We start from the raw sequence: 14,341 nt of genomic DNA, 5'->3' as shown, positions 1-14,341 counted from the left end.
CTGATGAAATAGCAATTTTTATAGGATAAACAGCCAAACTTTTCCGTTTAATAACAGCTTATTTTAAGCTGATATCAAGCCATACCATACGGTGATCAGATGATGCGTTACGATCTTTAATTAAACGGAACAGTTCAGAGTTTTTCTGTGGCCAAAAAACGCCACCACCGTTTATTTCAATACCATAATTTGAAGGTAAAACGTAATCAGCACGAGCCTGCCAATAAGCGGTATAGTTTTTAGCGTAATCTTCTTTATACGATTCTTTTGCACCTTTGCTTGTTGGCGTAAAAGAGGTATTCACTAATGGATTTTTTAAAATTTGGTCTGTTGTATTCGGGCGTGCCTTACCTCCTTCTGGCGCAGCATTTAAGTCACCAACAATAACAAAACGGCTTTTCGCTTTTAAGCCACCTTTTTGACCTTTATCATCGTAAATGTAGTTAGCATTGTTGATGTAATCTGCAACTAGGCGTACTTCATCGTGGTTACGCTTACCGTTACGGTCTTCGTCACCATCAAAAACAGGCGGCGTTGGGTGCGATGCAAGCAAGTGAAACGTTTTACCTTTTACATCTATTGGTAAATCCCAAAAAGACTTAGAACTTAGGTGAATTGCTTGCCACTCTTCAGCTGAATACCAGTTTTTACCTGTTTTGGGGTCGATAGGCATTTGTGCATTTGGCATATCTTTGTATTTGAATGTTTGTAATGTACGCGCTTTATCTAAATCGATTGGGTAGCGCGACAATACTGCCATTGCATAATGCCCCTCAAAGAAGCCAAAGCCGTGTGCGTCGCCTTTGTAATGCCCCTTTACACCATCGTTATCTAGGTCGAACTCAGTAGGTAAACCAGTGTTAACAGGTGCAATAAAGTAATACGGGTAATCGATGGCAACTTGCTTATTTTGCGATACTTGCAGGTAGTTTTTACGAAATACGTTAATGCCTTTGTCGGCATCAATATAATCAAACTCATTGAGTAAAATTACATCAGGTCTTACGCGCTGAATAATTTCGGCAATGTTACGAATTTGCTGGTGGTTACTGGCTAATGCTTTACTTAGAGCATCTTTATCTATTGCTTCGCCTTTTTTAGCGTAGTTAGTGGCATCCATACTCACATTAAAGGTAGCAACACGTAAATCAGCCGCCGATATATTATTAGCAAAAAGGCCCATGGCCAGTGCTATTGAAGAAGTTAATAAAGCGTTTTTCATGAAATAAATCCGTCTACTATAAGTAGTAAAATAATACTGCTGACAATGATCCATAAGATCATCGCCATGATAAAAGGTTTAATGCCCGCTTGTTTTAAGACTGAAATAGATAAACCACTACCAATCAAAAATAAGGTCATTACTAACACTTGTTTAGCACCAACATTAAGTGCATGCCACAATGCTTGATATTCAGGAAAGCTTGAATTAATCAGTGCCGCCGCTAAAAAGCCAAATATAAACAATGGGATACTGGCTTTTTCGTCTGATTTCCAAAACACACCCGCAATGCTTGTATAAGGGATTATCCACATCGCTCTAGTTAGTTTAATGGTTGTGGCAATAGCAAGTGCTGATGCGCCATACGCAGCGGAAGCCCCCACTACACTACTGGTGTCGTGAATAGCAAGTGCAGCCCAAACACCGAATTGTTGCTCAGTCAGGCCAAAGTAATGACCAATCATTGGGAATAACACTAAGCCAAGGGCGTTTAATAAAAACACCACAGCGAGTGATATAGCTACTTCGTGATCTTTGGCCTTTATAACCGGCGCCATTGCTGCAATGGCGCTACCACCACAAATGGCGGTACCAAAAGAAATAAGTACACCGGTGTTTTTATTTAACTTAAATAACTGAGATAAAATTTCACCAAGGCCAATAATAGCGGTAATACTAACAATAGTAAGCACAATAGAGCTGCGACCTACTTCTATAACTTGATTAAAATCAACAGCAAAGCCTAAGCCAATCACCGCCAACTTTAGCATCCATTTACTTATTTTTTGTGACTGCAAAGCAAATGGGTTGCCTAATATCATGGCAAATAAAGCACCGACGACAAGTGCCGTAGCAGAGCCAACAAATGGTAATGCTGATACTAAAAATAGTGCAATAAATAGAAACTGCTTTGGGCGTTCGGCTATCACAACGGTGCTCTGATAAGTTTATTGGTTAGCTTATGCACCACAGGTGCAACAAATATAACAGTAGGAAACGCCACACAAAATGCAAAAGCCCATGCTTTAAGCCAAATGGTTGCAATGTTATCGATTAAACCAACGTTAAAAATGCTGATCACTAAAGACATAAATCCAGACATAAACAGCGCCATAAAGAACGCAAATACGACTGTTCTTAATCGAGGATGTAACATAACGATCTAATATTAATATAAAAATATTAGTCTATAGCAAGATGACCCTGACGCAAGTGCTTTGAGACAAGAGGTACAAAATTAGCGAAGTTTGCGGGTAATTAAAAAGCCGAGATAAACTCGGCTTTTAGAATTTAAACTGATTAGTTTAAAATAAGTTGAGTGCTGGTATCAGCAACTCCTGGGTAGTCTTGCTCTGGTAGAATTTCAGCCAGTGCCGCTAAACGTTCACCTAATTGGTGAAGGTTATCAGCCGATACATTGATATGACCCATCTTACGACCTGGTTTAGCCGTTTTACCATACCAGTGACTTGTAACGTCTTGCGTTGCCAGTACTGAGTGTGGGATTGAAGGCTGACCAAGTACGTTGATCATGGCAGTAGGACGAAGACACGCTGTACTACCTAATGGTAAACCTGCAACAGCGCGCATGTGGTTTTCGAACTGTGAGCAATGTGTACCCTGCTGTGTCCAGTGACCAGAGTTATGAACGCGTGGCGCAATTTCGTTAACTAATAACGTACCTTGTACGTCAAAAAACTCAATTGCTAATACACCCACATAGTCAAGCTCTTGCGCAAGCTTGTTAAAAGCAAGCTCTGCTTGTTCTTGAATTGCTGCTTTTTCTTTACCGGCAACTGAAAGCGTAAGTACACCATTGGTGTGTTGGTTTTCAGTCAATGGATAAATAACGGTGTTACCCGCTTTGTCGCGTGCACCAATGATAGATACTTCACGGTCAAATGGGATCATCTTTTCAGCGATAATAGAATGCGGCGCAGTTTCGGTACCTGATGCAATGAAATCTGCCATTTCTGACCAGATTTGGTCAATTTGATCATCAGACTTTAAGCGCCACTGACCTTTACCATCGTAACCTGCTTGGCAAGTTTTGATCACAAGCGGCTTGCCTAAACGCTCTACGGCAGCAACAAGGTGCGCTTTTTCTGTAATTAGCTGGTAAGGCGCGCATTCAACATCTGTTTTATCAAGTAATGCTTTTTCAAGTGCGCGATCGCCACCTGTTTTAATTGCCGCTTTACCCGGATAAAACTTATTGCTTTGACAACATAATGTAAGTACATCATCAGGAATGTGTTCAAACTCTGCTGTAATTGCGTCTGCTTTATCAATAGCTTGTTGTAATGTGCTGTTATGAACTTCACCAGTTAATGGATGAATGATTTTTTCACTACCCACATCGTAGGCAACAACATTTAAATCAAGCGGTGCACCCGCTAAGCTCATCATGCGAGCTAACTGACCTGCACCTAAAATTAGAATATTCATATTACTCTGCAGGATTAGGGTTAGCTAAGATAGTGTCTGTTTGTTCTTTACGGAAAGCTTCAACTTTTGCGAAGATTTCAGGCTGTTGGCAACCTAAAATTTGTGCCGCTAAAAGGCCAGCATTTGCAGCACCCGCTTCACCGATAGCCAATGTACCGACCGCAACACCTTTAGGCATTTGGCAGATAGATAATAACGAATCTACACCATTAAGTGTTTTAGACTTAACTGGCACACCTAAAACTGGCAGTGATGTAAACGCCGCAGCCATACCTGGTAAGTGCGCAGCACCACCGGCACCTGCAATAATAATTTTAATACCGCGCTCTGCAGCCGAGCTTGCATAGTCAGCAAGTAATTGAGGGGTACGGTGAGCAGAAACAACTTTAGTTTCGTATTCAATGCCGAATTTTTCTAGCATTAACGCCGCATGTTCCATCGTTGGCCAGTCTGATTTGGAACCCATAATAATGCCAACTGTCATAAATACACCTCAGTAAATTGTTTTCTAAAAAGCGGACTTTTGTCCTTATTTTGTGGCGGTATTATATACCCAAACCACATCAAGATGCGAGTTTCAGTTGGAATTAAAAGCGATTTAGGCAAGGCATTGATTGCAAATAATAGTGGTTCTATTGTTAAAATCGATAACGCAGTATAAATCGCTTTTAAACCAACCCATTGGGCGCTTCACAGGCACTCACTCTCATCGTTGTTACTTCTTAAAAGGGACTGCCATTTCTACAAAGTAACGCCTTGATATTAAGCACCTGTGAAACGCTGAATTCTGTATCTTGATGTGGTTTGGGTATATCCCCTAACTCACATCAAGATGCGACTCTAGAAGCACAAAAAAGCCATGACATGCATGGCTTTTAATCACTCATTAGCTAATTATGCTTCTCTACTTGCTAGGTACTCTGTGTATGTACCCTTAAAGTCGATAACTTTGCCGTCTTTGATTTCCCAAATACGGTTAGCTAGTGATGATACAAATTGTCTATCGTGAGATACGAACAATAATGTCCCTTCGTATGCTTCAAGTGCTAAGTTAAGCGCTTCGATAGATTCCATATCCATGTGGTTGGTTGGCTCATCCATTAATAAGATGTTTGGTTTATGCATCATAATTTTGCCAAACAGCATACGGCCTTGCTCACCGCCTGAAATCACTTTTACTGACTTTTTGATATCGTTTTGTGAAAACAGCATACGACCTAAGAAACTACGAACAACTTGCTCGTCGTCACCTTCTTGTTGCCATTGTTCCATCCACTGGAATAAGTTCATATCTTGTTCGAACTCGTCAGCATGGTCTTGCGCGTAGTAACCGATATTAGCGTTATCAGACCATTTAAATTCACCTTGCTTCGGTGCTAAACGACCAGCAAGGGTATTTAATAGTGTGGTTTTACCAACACCGTTCTCACCGATAATTGCAATACGCTCACCTACTTCAACTAGGCCTTCAAGGCCAGTGAATAGTGTTTCTTCAAAGCCTTGCGTTAAATTTGTTAGCTCTAAAGCATTACGGAATAACTGCTTTTCTTGCTCAAAACGAATAAACGGGCTTTGACGAGAAGAAGCTTTAACTTCTTCAAGCTGAATTTTATCAATTTGTTTAGCACGTGATGTGGCTTGTTTTGCTTTTGAAGCGTTCGCAGAGAAGCGCGATACGAACTGTTGAAGTTCGGCAATTTGGCTTTTCTTCTTGGCATTTTCGCTTAGTAGACGCTCACGAGCTTGCGTTGCAGCAAACATGTACTCATCGTAATTACCTGGGTAAATACGAAGCTCACCGTAATCGATGTCGGCCATGTGTGTACAAACTGAGTTTAAGAAGTGACGGTCGTGCGAAATGATGATCATGGTGCAGTCACGCTGGTTTAGTACGTCTTCTAGCCACTTGATGGTGTAAATGTCTAAGTTATTGGTAGGCTCATCGAGTAGCATGATATCTGGATCAGAAAACAGCACTTGTGCAAGTAACACACGCAGTTTAAAACCCGGTGCAATTTCTGACATAGGGCCGTAGTGTTGCTCTGTGCCAATACCTACACCAATTAGTAACTCACCTGCTTTAGCTTCTGCCGAGTAACCATCCATTTCGGCAAACTCAGTTTCTAGGTCTGCTACACGCATACCGTCTTCTTCGCTCATCTCAGGTAAGCTGTAAATACGGTCACGCTCTTTTTTTACTTCCCACAGCTCTTTATGACCCATGATTACTGTGTCGATTACAGAAAACTCTTCGTAAGCAAACTGGTCTTGGTTTAGTTTAGCAATACGCTCGTTTGGATCTGTGCTGACATTACCTGAAGATGGCTCTAGTTCACCACTTAGGATTTTCATGAAGGTTGATTTACCACAGCCATTCGCACCGATTAAACCGTAACGGTTACCATCGCCAAATTTTGCTGAGATATTTTCGAATAAAGGTTTAGCACCAAATTGCATGGTGATATTAGCTGTACTAATGATAGCGGTACCCTCCAGCGGGTAAAAAGTAAAAACGAAACTGCGGGCAATTTTAAACTAAAGCCGCTTGGCACGCCATGAAAGATTAGTTAAATAAATTCCTCAATTTACAACTGAAATTGTTAGGTCTACATTTAGTGAACACGCTCACTTTTATTTGTGAACACGCTCACTTTTAAATTTAACTATAAAAATTAAGATATTAGCTATGGGTAATTACGATAAGACACATCAGCATATTTTAAATGTTGCTTGGCAACTTTTTTCTAAACATGGGTTCAATGAAACATCTACACGGCAAATATCTCATACTTGTGGTATTGCAATCGGTACTTTGTTTAAACATTTTGATAGTAAAATTACGATTTTAGAAGCATGTCTTGATCTAAGGTTTCATGACGTATTAGAACTTGCCAAAGAAACCGACATTCACCGCCCTCCTCGTCTTAAAATCAATCATTATGCTCAATACTTTTATCAATTTTACTGTTTACATCACCGCTTTTATAAAGTGCTTTTTAGCCAACGCTTGTTCTGCAAAACCTTTCAACAACAACACATGGAACTAATTCAATCATTAGTATTTGCCGATCAACCCCAATTTAATAAAGTTAAAGCTGCTATATTACTCGACTGCTATTTTATGACCTTATTGTATGGATTGGGCGCTGAAACTCCGAATACAAAATTGATGCTGAGAACGCTGAGTCAGAAAGTGTCTATATTTTAAGCTCACTAACTCATTGATAATTCGATATTGTGAACCTAAAGTGAATAATTTTTCCTCAAACAAGGTTTGTTGCATGATAATTTTTCACTTTTGACCCAATTTTAGCTTTGATAATCTCCGACTCTTAACTAAATTATACCTATTAGGGACAATATTTAATCAAGGTACATTATGAAAAGAACACACGCTGCCTTTTTTGTTGCGGGCATGATAAGCATGCCTACAGCGAATGCCATCGAGATCTACAACGATCAAACCAATAGTGTCACTATAGGTGGCTTTATAGATGCAAGGGTTATTAATACACAAGGTGAAACAGAGGTAGTTAATGGTGCATCACGAATCAATTTAGATTTTAAGCGTCAATTAAAAAATGGCTGGCAAGCCTTGGCATTATTAGAATGGGGTGTAAACCCTGTTGGTAGTAGTGACATTATCTATAATAATCGCTTTGAATCGATTCAAGATGAGTTTTTATATAACCGGCTTGGCTATGTTGGCCTTAAACATGAAGACTATGGTCAAATTACATTAGGCAAACAATGGGGTGCATGGTATGACGTTGTTTATAACACCAACTACAGTTTAGTGTGGGATGGTAACGCCGCGGGTGTTTATACCTACAATAAAGATGACGGTGCAGTAAATGGTACTGGTCGCGGTGATAAAGTACTACAGTATCGTAATACGTGGGGAAAATTTCATCTTGCCCTACAAGCGCAACTAAAATCAGATGACTTTTATACCTGCGACATTGCAGACATATCACGAAGTTCATGTGAACTGTTATTTAATCAAGGTAATGCCGCAGCTCAAAGAGTAGAGTTTAATTCAACCTATGGTGCGGCTATCACCTACAATGCAACAAATAATTTAAAATTTACTGCAGGGGTTAACCGAGGTGAATTTGATATTGTTTATGCAAACGGTCGCGATCAACTCGTTACAGATCTTATCTATGGTGTTGGTGTTACTTATGGTGATTTTTATAAACCAGGCTGGTATGCATCAGCAAATATAAATAAAAACGAAAACCACGACACCGACAACTTAGGACGCTTAATCAAAGATGCCGTTGGTTTAGAGTCAATTCTAAGTTATCGCTTTGATAATGACATTCGTACTTTTGTTGCCTATAACGTATTTGATGCAGGTAGTGACTATGTTATTCAGCCTAATTTTAATGCCGACCCTGAAGATGTGTTTAAACGCCAATTTGCAGTTTTAGGTGTGCACTACTTTATGGCTGAAGATACCATTTTATATATCGAAGCTCGTAAGGATTTTAGTGACTTTTCAAGTAATGACGCAGAGCAAGAAACACAGATGTCTCAAACCGAAGATGACGGTATAGCTATCGGTTTTAATTACACTTTGTAGTTACGATAAACACTAAGCCCACTATTGTGGGCTTTAAACTCGCGATAAATCACTTACGTACATATTCAATACATTGAGTTACCATTCAAAGTCTCTTGTGGGATCTGTTGTATTGAATCCCAGTGCTCGACAATCTTGCCATTTTCATCAAACCGAAAGAAAACCATAGTGACATATTGGTCATTACCAGGCCATATTTGGTGAGTATGAAGTGCAACAAGATTACCTTCTGCTATGGCACGAACAAAATCAATTTTCTTATCTGGATATTCATTATGCATTTTTTCAAAATAAGCAATGAATGAGGCTGTTCCATCACCAACTAAAGGATTATGTTGTATGTATACTTCGCCTACATACTTTTCAACCGCTAGAGATGGATTTCCTAGATAAGCGGTTTTGTAAAACTCAATAGCATTTCTCTTATTTAATTCTAAATCAACCGACATTTAGCACCTCTTCACAAATTTGTTGATTACGCTTGTATTTAAGAAATGTAAGACAAGCTAATTACACATTTTACTAAAGCATAATAGTTCCTTTTCTGAATATGCTATTAATACCAGAGCCATTAACTGATAACTAGCCAGAAAAGTTAGCAATGGAGCGTTCAAATTTCCGATAAAAACGAATGACAGTTTCACTTCACTTTAGGAAATAGCTTATATGTTACGTATGTTGGAATAGGTACGTGTTAGCAGAAAAGTAAGCTATTAATCTTTAAGCGAATCTAAAATGTATTCAGTACCAGTAAACCAAACTAGCACTTTAAGCAGCTTCAAACTTTACTACACGCGAACGGCCATTCTCTTTAGCAATATAAAGTGCTTTATCAGCATTATTCAAAAGCTCATCAAGTGAAATGCCGTCTTTACCATACACAGCGACACCTGCGCTAAACGACATGCCTATATTTGAATTATCAGGTGTCATTAGCTTTATGGTCTTAGTTGTTTGAAGTAGTTTTTCTGTATTGGCAAAACAAAACGTATCTTTAATGTTTATTTGAATAAGGCAAAACTCTTCACCGCCAAGTCTTGCAAAATACCACGTATCATCAATGCTATCTTTTACATGCTTCGCAAATGTGACTAATACTTGGTCGCCAAAATCATGGCCAAATGAATCATTAAAACGCTTAAAGTGATCAAGATCGATAAGTGAAACAGTACAACTAAATTCTTCATGATTTGATTGTAATTGATTGAATTTTGCAAACAAGGCTCGCCTATTTGGCACATTTGTTAATTGGTCAGTATGAGCAAGTTCAAACATTTGCTTACTGTAGTTTTCTAATAATGAGTTTGTTCTGTTAAATAAAAACTGGTTTCTCTTAAGTTCGGTGATATCCTCACCTTCAACAATGACGTTCTCACCGACTGCATTGGCAGTAAATCTAAATATATGACGATAAGAACCGTTATTAATTTCCACTTCAAGCTTATCAGTATCGTTTTTTAATAATTTTGAGCTAATTAATTGTACTAAGCTTCTGTTAGTTGGATTGTTCGATGCATCTAGATAATGCTGTGCAACAAGTTGAAATGAGTTGTTTTGAAATACTTCCTTGTGTTCATTAGCCGACAAAACAACGACAGGTAACTGCAAATAATTTAAAACAGAATAATCCGCGTTGTTTTGTTCTAATGACATACGATAAAGTCTCGCTTTGTTTCAAGCTTAGCTATGACTTGCTTCGCGTCGTCTTCTGATATTCCTTGTTCAGAAAATGTAAGCGACAAGATATTTATCATTTCTTGCCAATCTTTAAGATTAATACCTAAATTTTTATGGGCTTGTGCTAGCTGTTCATCACTGATGTAATCAGGTCCACCCATTAAAGATGAGATAAAACTTGTTTGATGATGAATTAACCTTTCCATGTTGGTATGTTTAAAATGAGCATTAAGGGTTTCTGACTTCAAAATATTGTCATAAAACTTTTCTATGACTTTATAAATTCGAGAAAAACCACCGTATTTGATAAACAAAGAAGATTCCACATCGAGTCCTGTATTATCGATAAATATTTAAGTAGCTAATAAGGCACCACAAAAGATGACAAGAAAGTCTGCAAGCTATTGATATTTAAATTATAGAAAGGAAAAGAGATTTTGCATTTTTGAATAAGCAAATAATGGGATTATTCTCATTTGTTGCACGTGAATATTAATAGCCCCTCTTACACACCATCTGTTGATTTAAAAATCTTAAATTCAAAGATATTTGCCGAGATTGAAATAAACCTCAAACAGTATGATGTGTTCTTTTTTATGATTGATGGCTATTACAATGAATAATCACGTTCTACTTTAGCAATGCGCGTTGTAAAGGCGCTGTACCATTTGTCTCTACCGAGCTGTTGGGCGTTTAAGTGCTCAACGTTTTGTTTCCAGGCTTTTATTGCATCTAAGCTTTACCAATACGACACTGTAATTCCCAAACCATCACGAACAGACTCTATACCTAAATACCCAGGTTGTTGCTCTGCAAGTTCAACCATTCTATTAGCCACATCTTCATAACCGGCGGTATCGTCAGATAAGGTATTCGTAAAAATCACGGCGTAATAAGGCGGTTTTGGTGTATTCGCTATCATGGCTGTTACTTCCCCCTACTTGGTTCAAAACCATCATAACATGGAATTTTTTCGTCAAATGTATCCCAATTTGCTTTAGAGCTTACAAAGTTATGGCTGATCGGGCGCTCATTTATATCGCTATCTAATAAACCTAAGCGAATACGTAAGCGGCTTGGGTCATCTTTATTCTCGCTATAAATAGGTGAGCCACAATAGCTACAAAAATAACGAATTCTGCCGGGGTTAAATTCAAACGCGCTTAGATGCTGCTTACCTTCTGTGAGGTTAAAACCATCTCGTTGAATAAAGCCATTGGTTGCGTAGGCTGTGCCTGAGTTTTTACGACATAAGGAGCAATGACAATGAATAATTGAGTCTATACCACCAGCAATAGTTACTTTTACTTTGCTGCATAAACAACTTCCTTGATACATAGTCCCTCTCAGGTTTAAAGATTAATAACCGCGATGCTTCCAAAATTCAGTGGCAGTGCCTTCGGCTTCCTTTAATAAGTTAAAGGATTTATCAGCAATTATATGGCCATTTAACTCAATAGTCATGCGCCAAATACCTACTTTATTGTCAACAGGTGCCCATATCGTATCACCTAAATAAAACTGCCAATCGTTTGTTTTAACGTACTGTTCGCCCTCAAACGGTGGCATGATCTCGCCATCTTCACCCGGAATATCTGGGTGGTAAACGCAAAATTTAATTTTTTGTCCTTTGGCCTTTTTAATGTTAACTATAAAGCCAAATTCAATATCTAACTGTGCAGGAACGTCTGTTGTAAACTCGGTGATTTGTGGCAGGTCTTTCTCTTTTGCATCCCAATGACTGTAAATGCCGTAACTTTCAATAGTGGTAATTGGCTTTGCTTTTGCCATAGCTGCAAGCGCTCCTTTTTAAAAATGAGGCGCTATTTTATAGTAGCAACCCTAGCAGAACAAGATTGTACTATTATAGTAATTAGCTAACGTATTTTACCCAGTGAGTGTCATGTTGTTGAAAGCCACATTTAGTTAAAAGTTTAATACTTGCGCTATTATTAGGGTTAACTAAAGCTAACACACTGTTTAACGGAGCAGGTACAAAGGTCGTCAGTTTTTCAAATAGCATATCTAGTACCTTTTGCATTATTCCTTTGCCAAAGTATTGTGACGACAACTCAAACCCCAACATGCCCTGCCCGTCAATTATGTTAAATATGCCTACGCTGCCAATAACCTTCCCACTACTTCGTAAAACAATAACTAAACGAATGCCTTGTTGATTATAAAAACGTTCTATATCGCCTTGAATAAAGTCGTACACGTCACCTTTCGTTATATCAGCGCCGTAATCATTAAATGTTTGTACTTGCGGATCTTTTAAAATATCCCATATCGCTTGGCAATCTCTATGACGAATTGGGCGTAAGTCAAAGGCTAAGTCATCGTGGCTAGACACGTTAATTTCTTCTTTTTGCTTTATGAGCTGGCATTATTGTCTTACTATAAACGCAATTTCAAGCAATTAGATTAAGTTCGATGAGTGAAGAATTTAAAGTAATTCAACCTACCACCACAGTATACTGTAAAGAACGCGGGGAAGGCTGGACCTTAACAGGGATCACCAGTATTGATGAACATACTTCTGTGATGTTTGATGGCGTAAGGTATACCTTACCGGCCCGTGAAATTGTTGAGGTTTTATTGCCACAACAACTCGAGCGAGAGAAAAACCAACAATAAAAAAAGCCAGCATCAAGCTGGCTTTTTCGTGTTTAAATTAACGTAATGCGTTAATACGCTCATCAAGTGGTGGGTGCGATGAGAATAATTCAGCAACACCTTTACCGCTTGCAATACCAAATGCCATCATTGAACCTTCAAGTTGTGATGGGTGGTTTTGTTTTAAACGCTCAAGGGCGCTGCGCATTTTATCTGCACCTACTAGTTTTGCTGCACCGGCATCCGCAGAGAATTCGCGTTTACGGCTATAGTAAGCAACAATCACACTTGCTAGAACACCAAATAACATTTGGAAAATCATATCGAACAAGAAGTATGTCCAGCTACTCCCGCCCTCTTCTTCATCACTATTAAGGAAGTTATCAACAATACCTGCCAATACTTTCGCCATAAAGATAACAAAGGTATTCACTACACCTTGGATAAGTGTCAGCGTTACCATGTCACCATTTGCAATGTGTGACACCTCATGAGCCAATACCGCTTCAGCTTGATCTTGATTCATGTTGTGTAATAAACCTGTGCTCACAGCCACCAGCGAGTTGTTCTTACTTGGGCCGGTCGCAAATGCGTTCATTTCAGGGCTATCGTAAATAGCCACTTCTGGCATCGCGATACCTGCTTTTTTAGCTTGCGCTGCTACCGTCGAAACTAACCATTGCTCTGTTTCAGAACGAGGTTGTTCAATAACATGTGCACCAGTTGATTTTTTTGCCATCCATTTCGACATAAATAACGAAATAAACGAGCCACCAAAACCAAATACGGTCGAAATAACTAAAATGCCGCCTAGACTGCGATGGCTAATACCCAGTACGCTCATCACAATAGACAACACAATACCTAACACTAGCATTACCGCTAAGTTTGTAAGTAGAAACAAAAATACACGCTTCATAAAAACCTCAGAATAAACATACCAATTGTATTAACTAACGACATGGTTAAAAATCGTTAGTTAATAAAATTATCTGGGTGTTCTACCAACTCAGTTTAGGGCTTATGCAATTGGTTGCAAGGAACTAATTGCAACCAATTGTGACAGAGTATGTCAAAAGTAACAACTCAATTATTATGGGTTGATAGATAAAATTTCAAGTAAGGTTTTGTAAATTTTTAATTTAGGGGTGCCGTCTGTATACGGACTAATCGCTAAAAGCGGGAAAGGCAATGCTGATTTTAGTGTTTCTAAATTGGCCTCTTGTTCACGCATGTTTGGGTCTACATGATTTGCAATCCAACCCACACAATTTACACCGAGCGCTTTAAAGTGAGTAGCTGTCAATAGTGCGTGATTAAGGCAACCAAGCTTCATGCCTACTACTAGAACAACATCAAGGTTTTGTGATTTAACCCAATCGCACAGTAAATCAGTTTCGTTGATAGGTAAACACCAACCGCCTGCACCTTCTGTAAGAATATAATCGGTATTGAGTGCTTTTACATTTGCATAAGCAGCATCGAGCTTGTCAAATGTTAGTCTGTCGCCTACTTGGGCAGCTGCAATATGCGGTGCAATGGGCGGCTCATAGGTAAAGGGGTTAACAATGTTGTATTTAACACCAATTGATGAGCTTTCCATTAAGGTTAATGCATCATCATTGACTAGCTGCCCAAATGCTTCTTCGGCACCTGCTGCAATGGGTTTAAACCCAACCGCACGCTGTTTATGTTGTGCTAGTAAGTTTAATAATAAACTGGTGACATGGGTTTTTCCGGCATCGGTGTCTGTACCCGTGATAAAAAATTCTTTCATTTTTGAGTTAATT

17 protein-coding genes and 1 pseudogene are annotated in these 14,341 nt (G+C 38.9%); 3 read left to right on the top strand and 15 right to left on the bottom strand.

Going from position 1 to position 14,341, the window contains the following annotated elements:
• Window positions 1–58: 58 nt before the first annotated feature.
• The 6 genes from L1266_RS01140 to L1266_RS01115 all read right to left on the bottom strand — a co-directional run bounded on the left by L1266_RS01140 (window position 59) and on the right by L1266_RS01115 (window position 6,151).
• Window positions 59–1,183, bottom strand: a complete 1,125-nt coding sequence (locus tag L1266_RS01140; protein WP_410445777.1) for an endonuclease/exonuclease/phosphatase family protein — start codon at window positions 1,181–1,183, stop codon at window positions 59–61.
• A gap of 35 nt (window positions 1,184–1,218) precedes the next feature.
• Window positions 1,219–2,151, bottom strand: coding sequence for a YeiH family protein (locus L1266_RS01135; protein ID WP_194441448.1), 933 nt, complete (start codon window positions 2,149–2,151; stop codon window positions 1,219–1,221).
• Window positions 2,148–2,336, bottom strand: a complete 189-nt coding sequence (locus tag L1266_RS01130) for a DUF2798 domain-containing protein (RefSeq protein WP_228482543.1) — start codon at window positions 2,334–2,336, stop codon at window positions 2,148–2,150. The genes L1266_RS01135 and L1266_RS01130 overlap by 4 nt, the downstream gene beginning before the upstream one ends.
• Before the next feature lie 185 nt (window positions 2,337–2,521).
• The gene (locus tag L1266_RS01125; protein ID WP_235376623.1) at window positions 2,522–3,670 is read right to left on the bottom strand and encodes a 5-(carboxyamino)imidazole ribonucleotide synthase; all 1,149 of its coding nucleotides are present in this window, start codon (window positions 3,668–3,670) and stop codon (window positions 2,522–2,524) included.
• A gap of 1 nt (window position 3,671) precedes the next feature.
• Window positions 3,672–4,154, bottom strand: a complete 483-nt coding sequence (purE, locus tag L1266_RS01120) for a 5-(carboxyamino)imidazole ribonucleotide mutase (RefSeq protein ID WP_054561454.1) — start codon at window positions 4,152–4,154, stop codon at window positions 3,672–3,674.
• Between the two features lie 410 nt (window positions 4,155–4,564).
• The gene (locus L1266_RS01115) at window positions 4,565–6,151 is read right to left on the bottom strand and encodes an ABC-F family ATPase (protein ID WP_235376993.1); all 1,587 of its coding nucleotides are present in this window, start codon (window positions 6,149–6,151) and stop codon (window positions 4,565–4,567) included.
• A gap of 205 nt (window positions 6,152–6,356) precedes the next feature.
• Here L1266_RS01115 and L1266_RS01110 point away from each other — a divergent pair, with 205 nt between their 5' ends.
• Together L1266_RS01110 and L1266_RS01105 are read left to right on the top strand one after the other, a co-directional pair.
• Complete coding sequence (locus tag L1266_RS01110) at window positions 6,357–6,878, top strand: TetR/AcrR family transcriptional regulator (RefSeq protein WP_235376622.1); 522 nt, start codon at window positions 6,357–6,359, stop codon at window positions 6,876–6,878.
• A gap of 171 nt (window positions 6,879–7,049) precedes the next feature.
• A complete protein-coding gene (locus tag L1266_RS01105) occupies window positions 7,050–8,258 on the top strand; it encodes a porin (protein WP_235376621.1) in 1,209 nt (402 codons plus the stop codon).
• Between the two features lie 65 nt (window positions 8,259–8,323).
• On the opposite strand, the gene L1266_RS01100 is transcribed toward L1266_RS01105, so the two are convergent.
• The 7 genes and pseudogenes from L1266_RS01100 to L1266_RS01070 all read right to left on the bottom strand — a co-directional run bounded on the left by L1266_RS01100 (window position 8,324) and on the right by L1266_RS01070 (window position 12,288).
• On the bottom strand, window positions 8,324–8,707 hold the full coding sequence (locus L1266_RS01100; RefSeq protein ID WP_235376620.1) for a nuclear transport factor 2 family protein: 384 nt from the start codon (window positions 8,705–8,707) through the stop codon (window positions 8,324–8,326).
• Window positions 8,708–9,026: 319 nt separating this feature from the next.
• Window positions 9,027–9,911 (bottom strand): GGDEF domain-containing protein, encoded by an 885-nt coding sequence (locus L1266_RS01095; protein WP_235376619.1) that lies wholly within the window; start codon window positions 9,909–9,911, stop codon window positions 9,027–9,029.
• Window positions 9,902–10,261, bottom strand: coding sequence for a group I truncated hemoglobin (locus tag L1266_RS01090; RefSeq protein WP_054553893.1), 360 nt, complete (start codon window positions 10,259–10,261; stop codon window positions 9,902–9,904). The genes L1266_RS01095 and L1266_RS01090 overlap by 10 nt, the downstream gene beginning before the upstream one ends.
• A gap of 284 nt (window positions 10,262–10,545) precedes the next feature.
• Window positions 10,546–10,857: pseudogene (locus L1266_RS01085) on the bottom strand (antibiotic biosynthesis monooxygenase family protein).
• A 5-nt stretch (window positions 10,858–10,862) separates the two neighbouring features.
• Window positions 10,863–11,273: a GFA family protein gene (locus tag L1266_RS01080; RefSeq protein ID WP_235376618.1), complete on the bottom strand. Its 411-nt coding sequence runs from the start codon at window positions 11,271–11,273 to the stop codon at window positions 10,863–10,865.
• Window positions 11,274–11,294: 21 nt separating this feature from the next.
• Window positions 11,295–11,726 carry a DUF3859 domain-containing protein gene (locus L1266_RS01075; protein ID WP_235376617.1) on the bottom strand — a complete coding sequence of 144 codons (432 nt, stop codon included), beginning with the start codon at window positions 11,724–11,726 and terminating at the stop codon, window positions 11,295–11,297.
• A gap of 82 nt (window positions 11,727–11,808) precedes the next feature.
• Entirely contained in the window at window positions 11,809–12,288 is a 480-nt protein-coding gene (locus tag L1266_RS01070) for a GNAT family N-acetyltransferase (RefSeq protein WP_235376616.1), read from the bottom strand.
• An 80-nt stretch (window positions 12,289–12,368) separates the two neighbouring features.
• On the opposite strand from L1266_RS01070, the gene L1266_RS01065 reads away from it, so the two are divergent.
• Window positions 12,369–12,572 (top strand): hypothetical protein, encoded by a 204-nt coding sequence (locus tag L1266_RS01065; protein ID WP_054561447.1) that lies wholly within the window; start codon window positions 12,369–12,371, stop codon window positions 12,570–12,572.
• 37 nt (window positions 12,573–12,609) lie between these two features.
• Here L1266_RS01065 and htpX read toward each other — a convergent pair whose 3' ends face one another.
• Both htpX and bioD read right to left on the bottom strand, forming a co-directional pair.
• A complete protein-coding gene (gene htpX, locus L1266_RS01060; protein WP_054561446.1) occupies window positions 12,610–13,470 on the bottom strand; it encodes a protease HtpX in 861 nt (286 codons plus the stop codon).
• Window positions 13,471–13,644: 174 nt separating this feature from the next.
• Window positions 13,645–14,328, bottom strand: coding sequence for a dethiobiotin synthase (bioD, locus tag L1266_RS01055; protein WP_235376615.1), 684 nt, complete (start codon window positions 14,326–14,328; stop codon window positions 13,645–13,647).
• Window positions 14,329–14,341 lie beyond the last annotated feature (13 nt).

The sequence above is a fragment of the Pseudoalteromonas sp. Cn5-37 genome, assembly GCF_021532495.1.
Lineage (GTDB): Bacteria > Pseudomonadota > Gammaproteobacteria > Enterobacterales > Alteromonadaceae > Pseudoalteromonas > Pseudoalteromonas simplex.
This window is presented reverse-complemented; position numbering and strand designations above follow the sequence as displayed.

Coding starts and splice junctions, on each gene's coding strand:
- L1266_RS01140 (WP_410445777.1), bottom strand. CDS start 1,183: ATGGGCCTTTTTGCTAATAATATATCGGCGGCTGATTTACGTGTTGCT.
- L1266_RS01130 (WP_228482543.1), bottom strand. CDS start 2,336: ATGGCGCTGTTTATGTCTGGATTTATGTCTTTAGTGATCAGCATTTTT.
- L1266_RS01125 (WP_235376623.1), bottom strand. CDS start 3,670: ATGAATATTCTAATTTTAGGTGCAGGTCAGTTAGCTCGCATGATGAGC.
- purE (WP_054561454.1), bottom strand. CDS start 4,154: ATGACAGTTGGCATTATTATGGGTTCCAAATCAGACTGGCCAACGATG.
- L1266_RS01110 (WP_235376622.1), top strand. CDS start 6,357: ATGGGTAATTACGATAAGACACATCAGCATATTTTAAATGTTGCTTGG.
- L1266_RS01105 (WP_235376621.1), top strand. CDS start 7,050: ATGAAAAGAACACACGCTGCCTTTTTTGTTGCGGGCATGATAAGCATG.
- L1266_RS01100 (WP_235376620.1), bottom strand. CDS start 8,707: ATGTCGGTTGATTTAGAATTAAATAAGAGAAATGCTATTGAGTTTTAC.
- L1266_RS01095 (WP_235376619.1), bottom strand. CDS start 9,911: ATGTCATTAGAACAAAACAACGCGGATTATTCTGTTTTAAATTATTTG.
- L1266_RS01080 (WP_235376618.1), bottom strand. CDS start 11,273: ATGTATCAAGGAAGTTGTTTATGCAGCAAAGTAAAAGTAACTATTGCT.
- L1266_RS01075 (WP_235376617.1), bottom strand. CDS start 11,726: ATGGCAAAAGCAAAGCCAATTACCACTATTGAAAGTTACGGCATTTAC.
- L1266_RS01065 (WP_054561447.1), top strand. CDS start 12,369: ATGAGTGAAGAATTTAAAGTAATTCAACCTACCACCACAGTATACTGT.
- htpX (WP_054561446.1), bottom strand. CDS start 13,470: ATGAAGCGTGTATTTTTGTTTCTACTTACAAACTTAGCGGTAATGCTA.
- bioD (WP_235376615.1), bottom strand. CDS start 14,328: ATGAAAGAATTTTTTATCACGGGTACAGACACCGATGCCGGAAAAACC.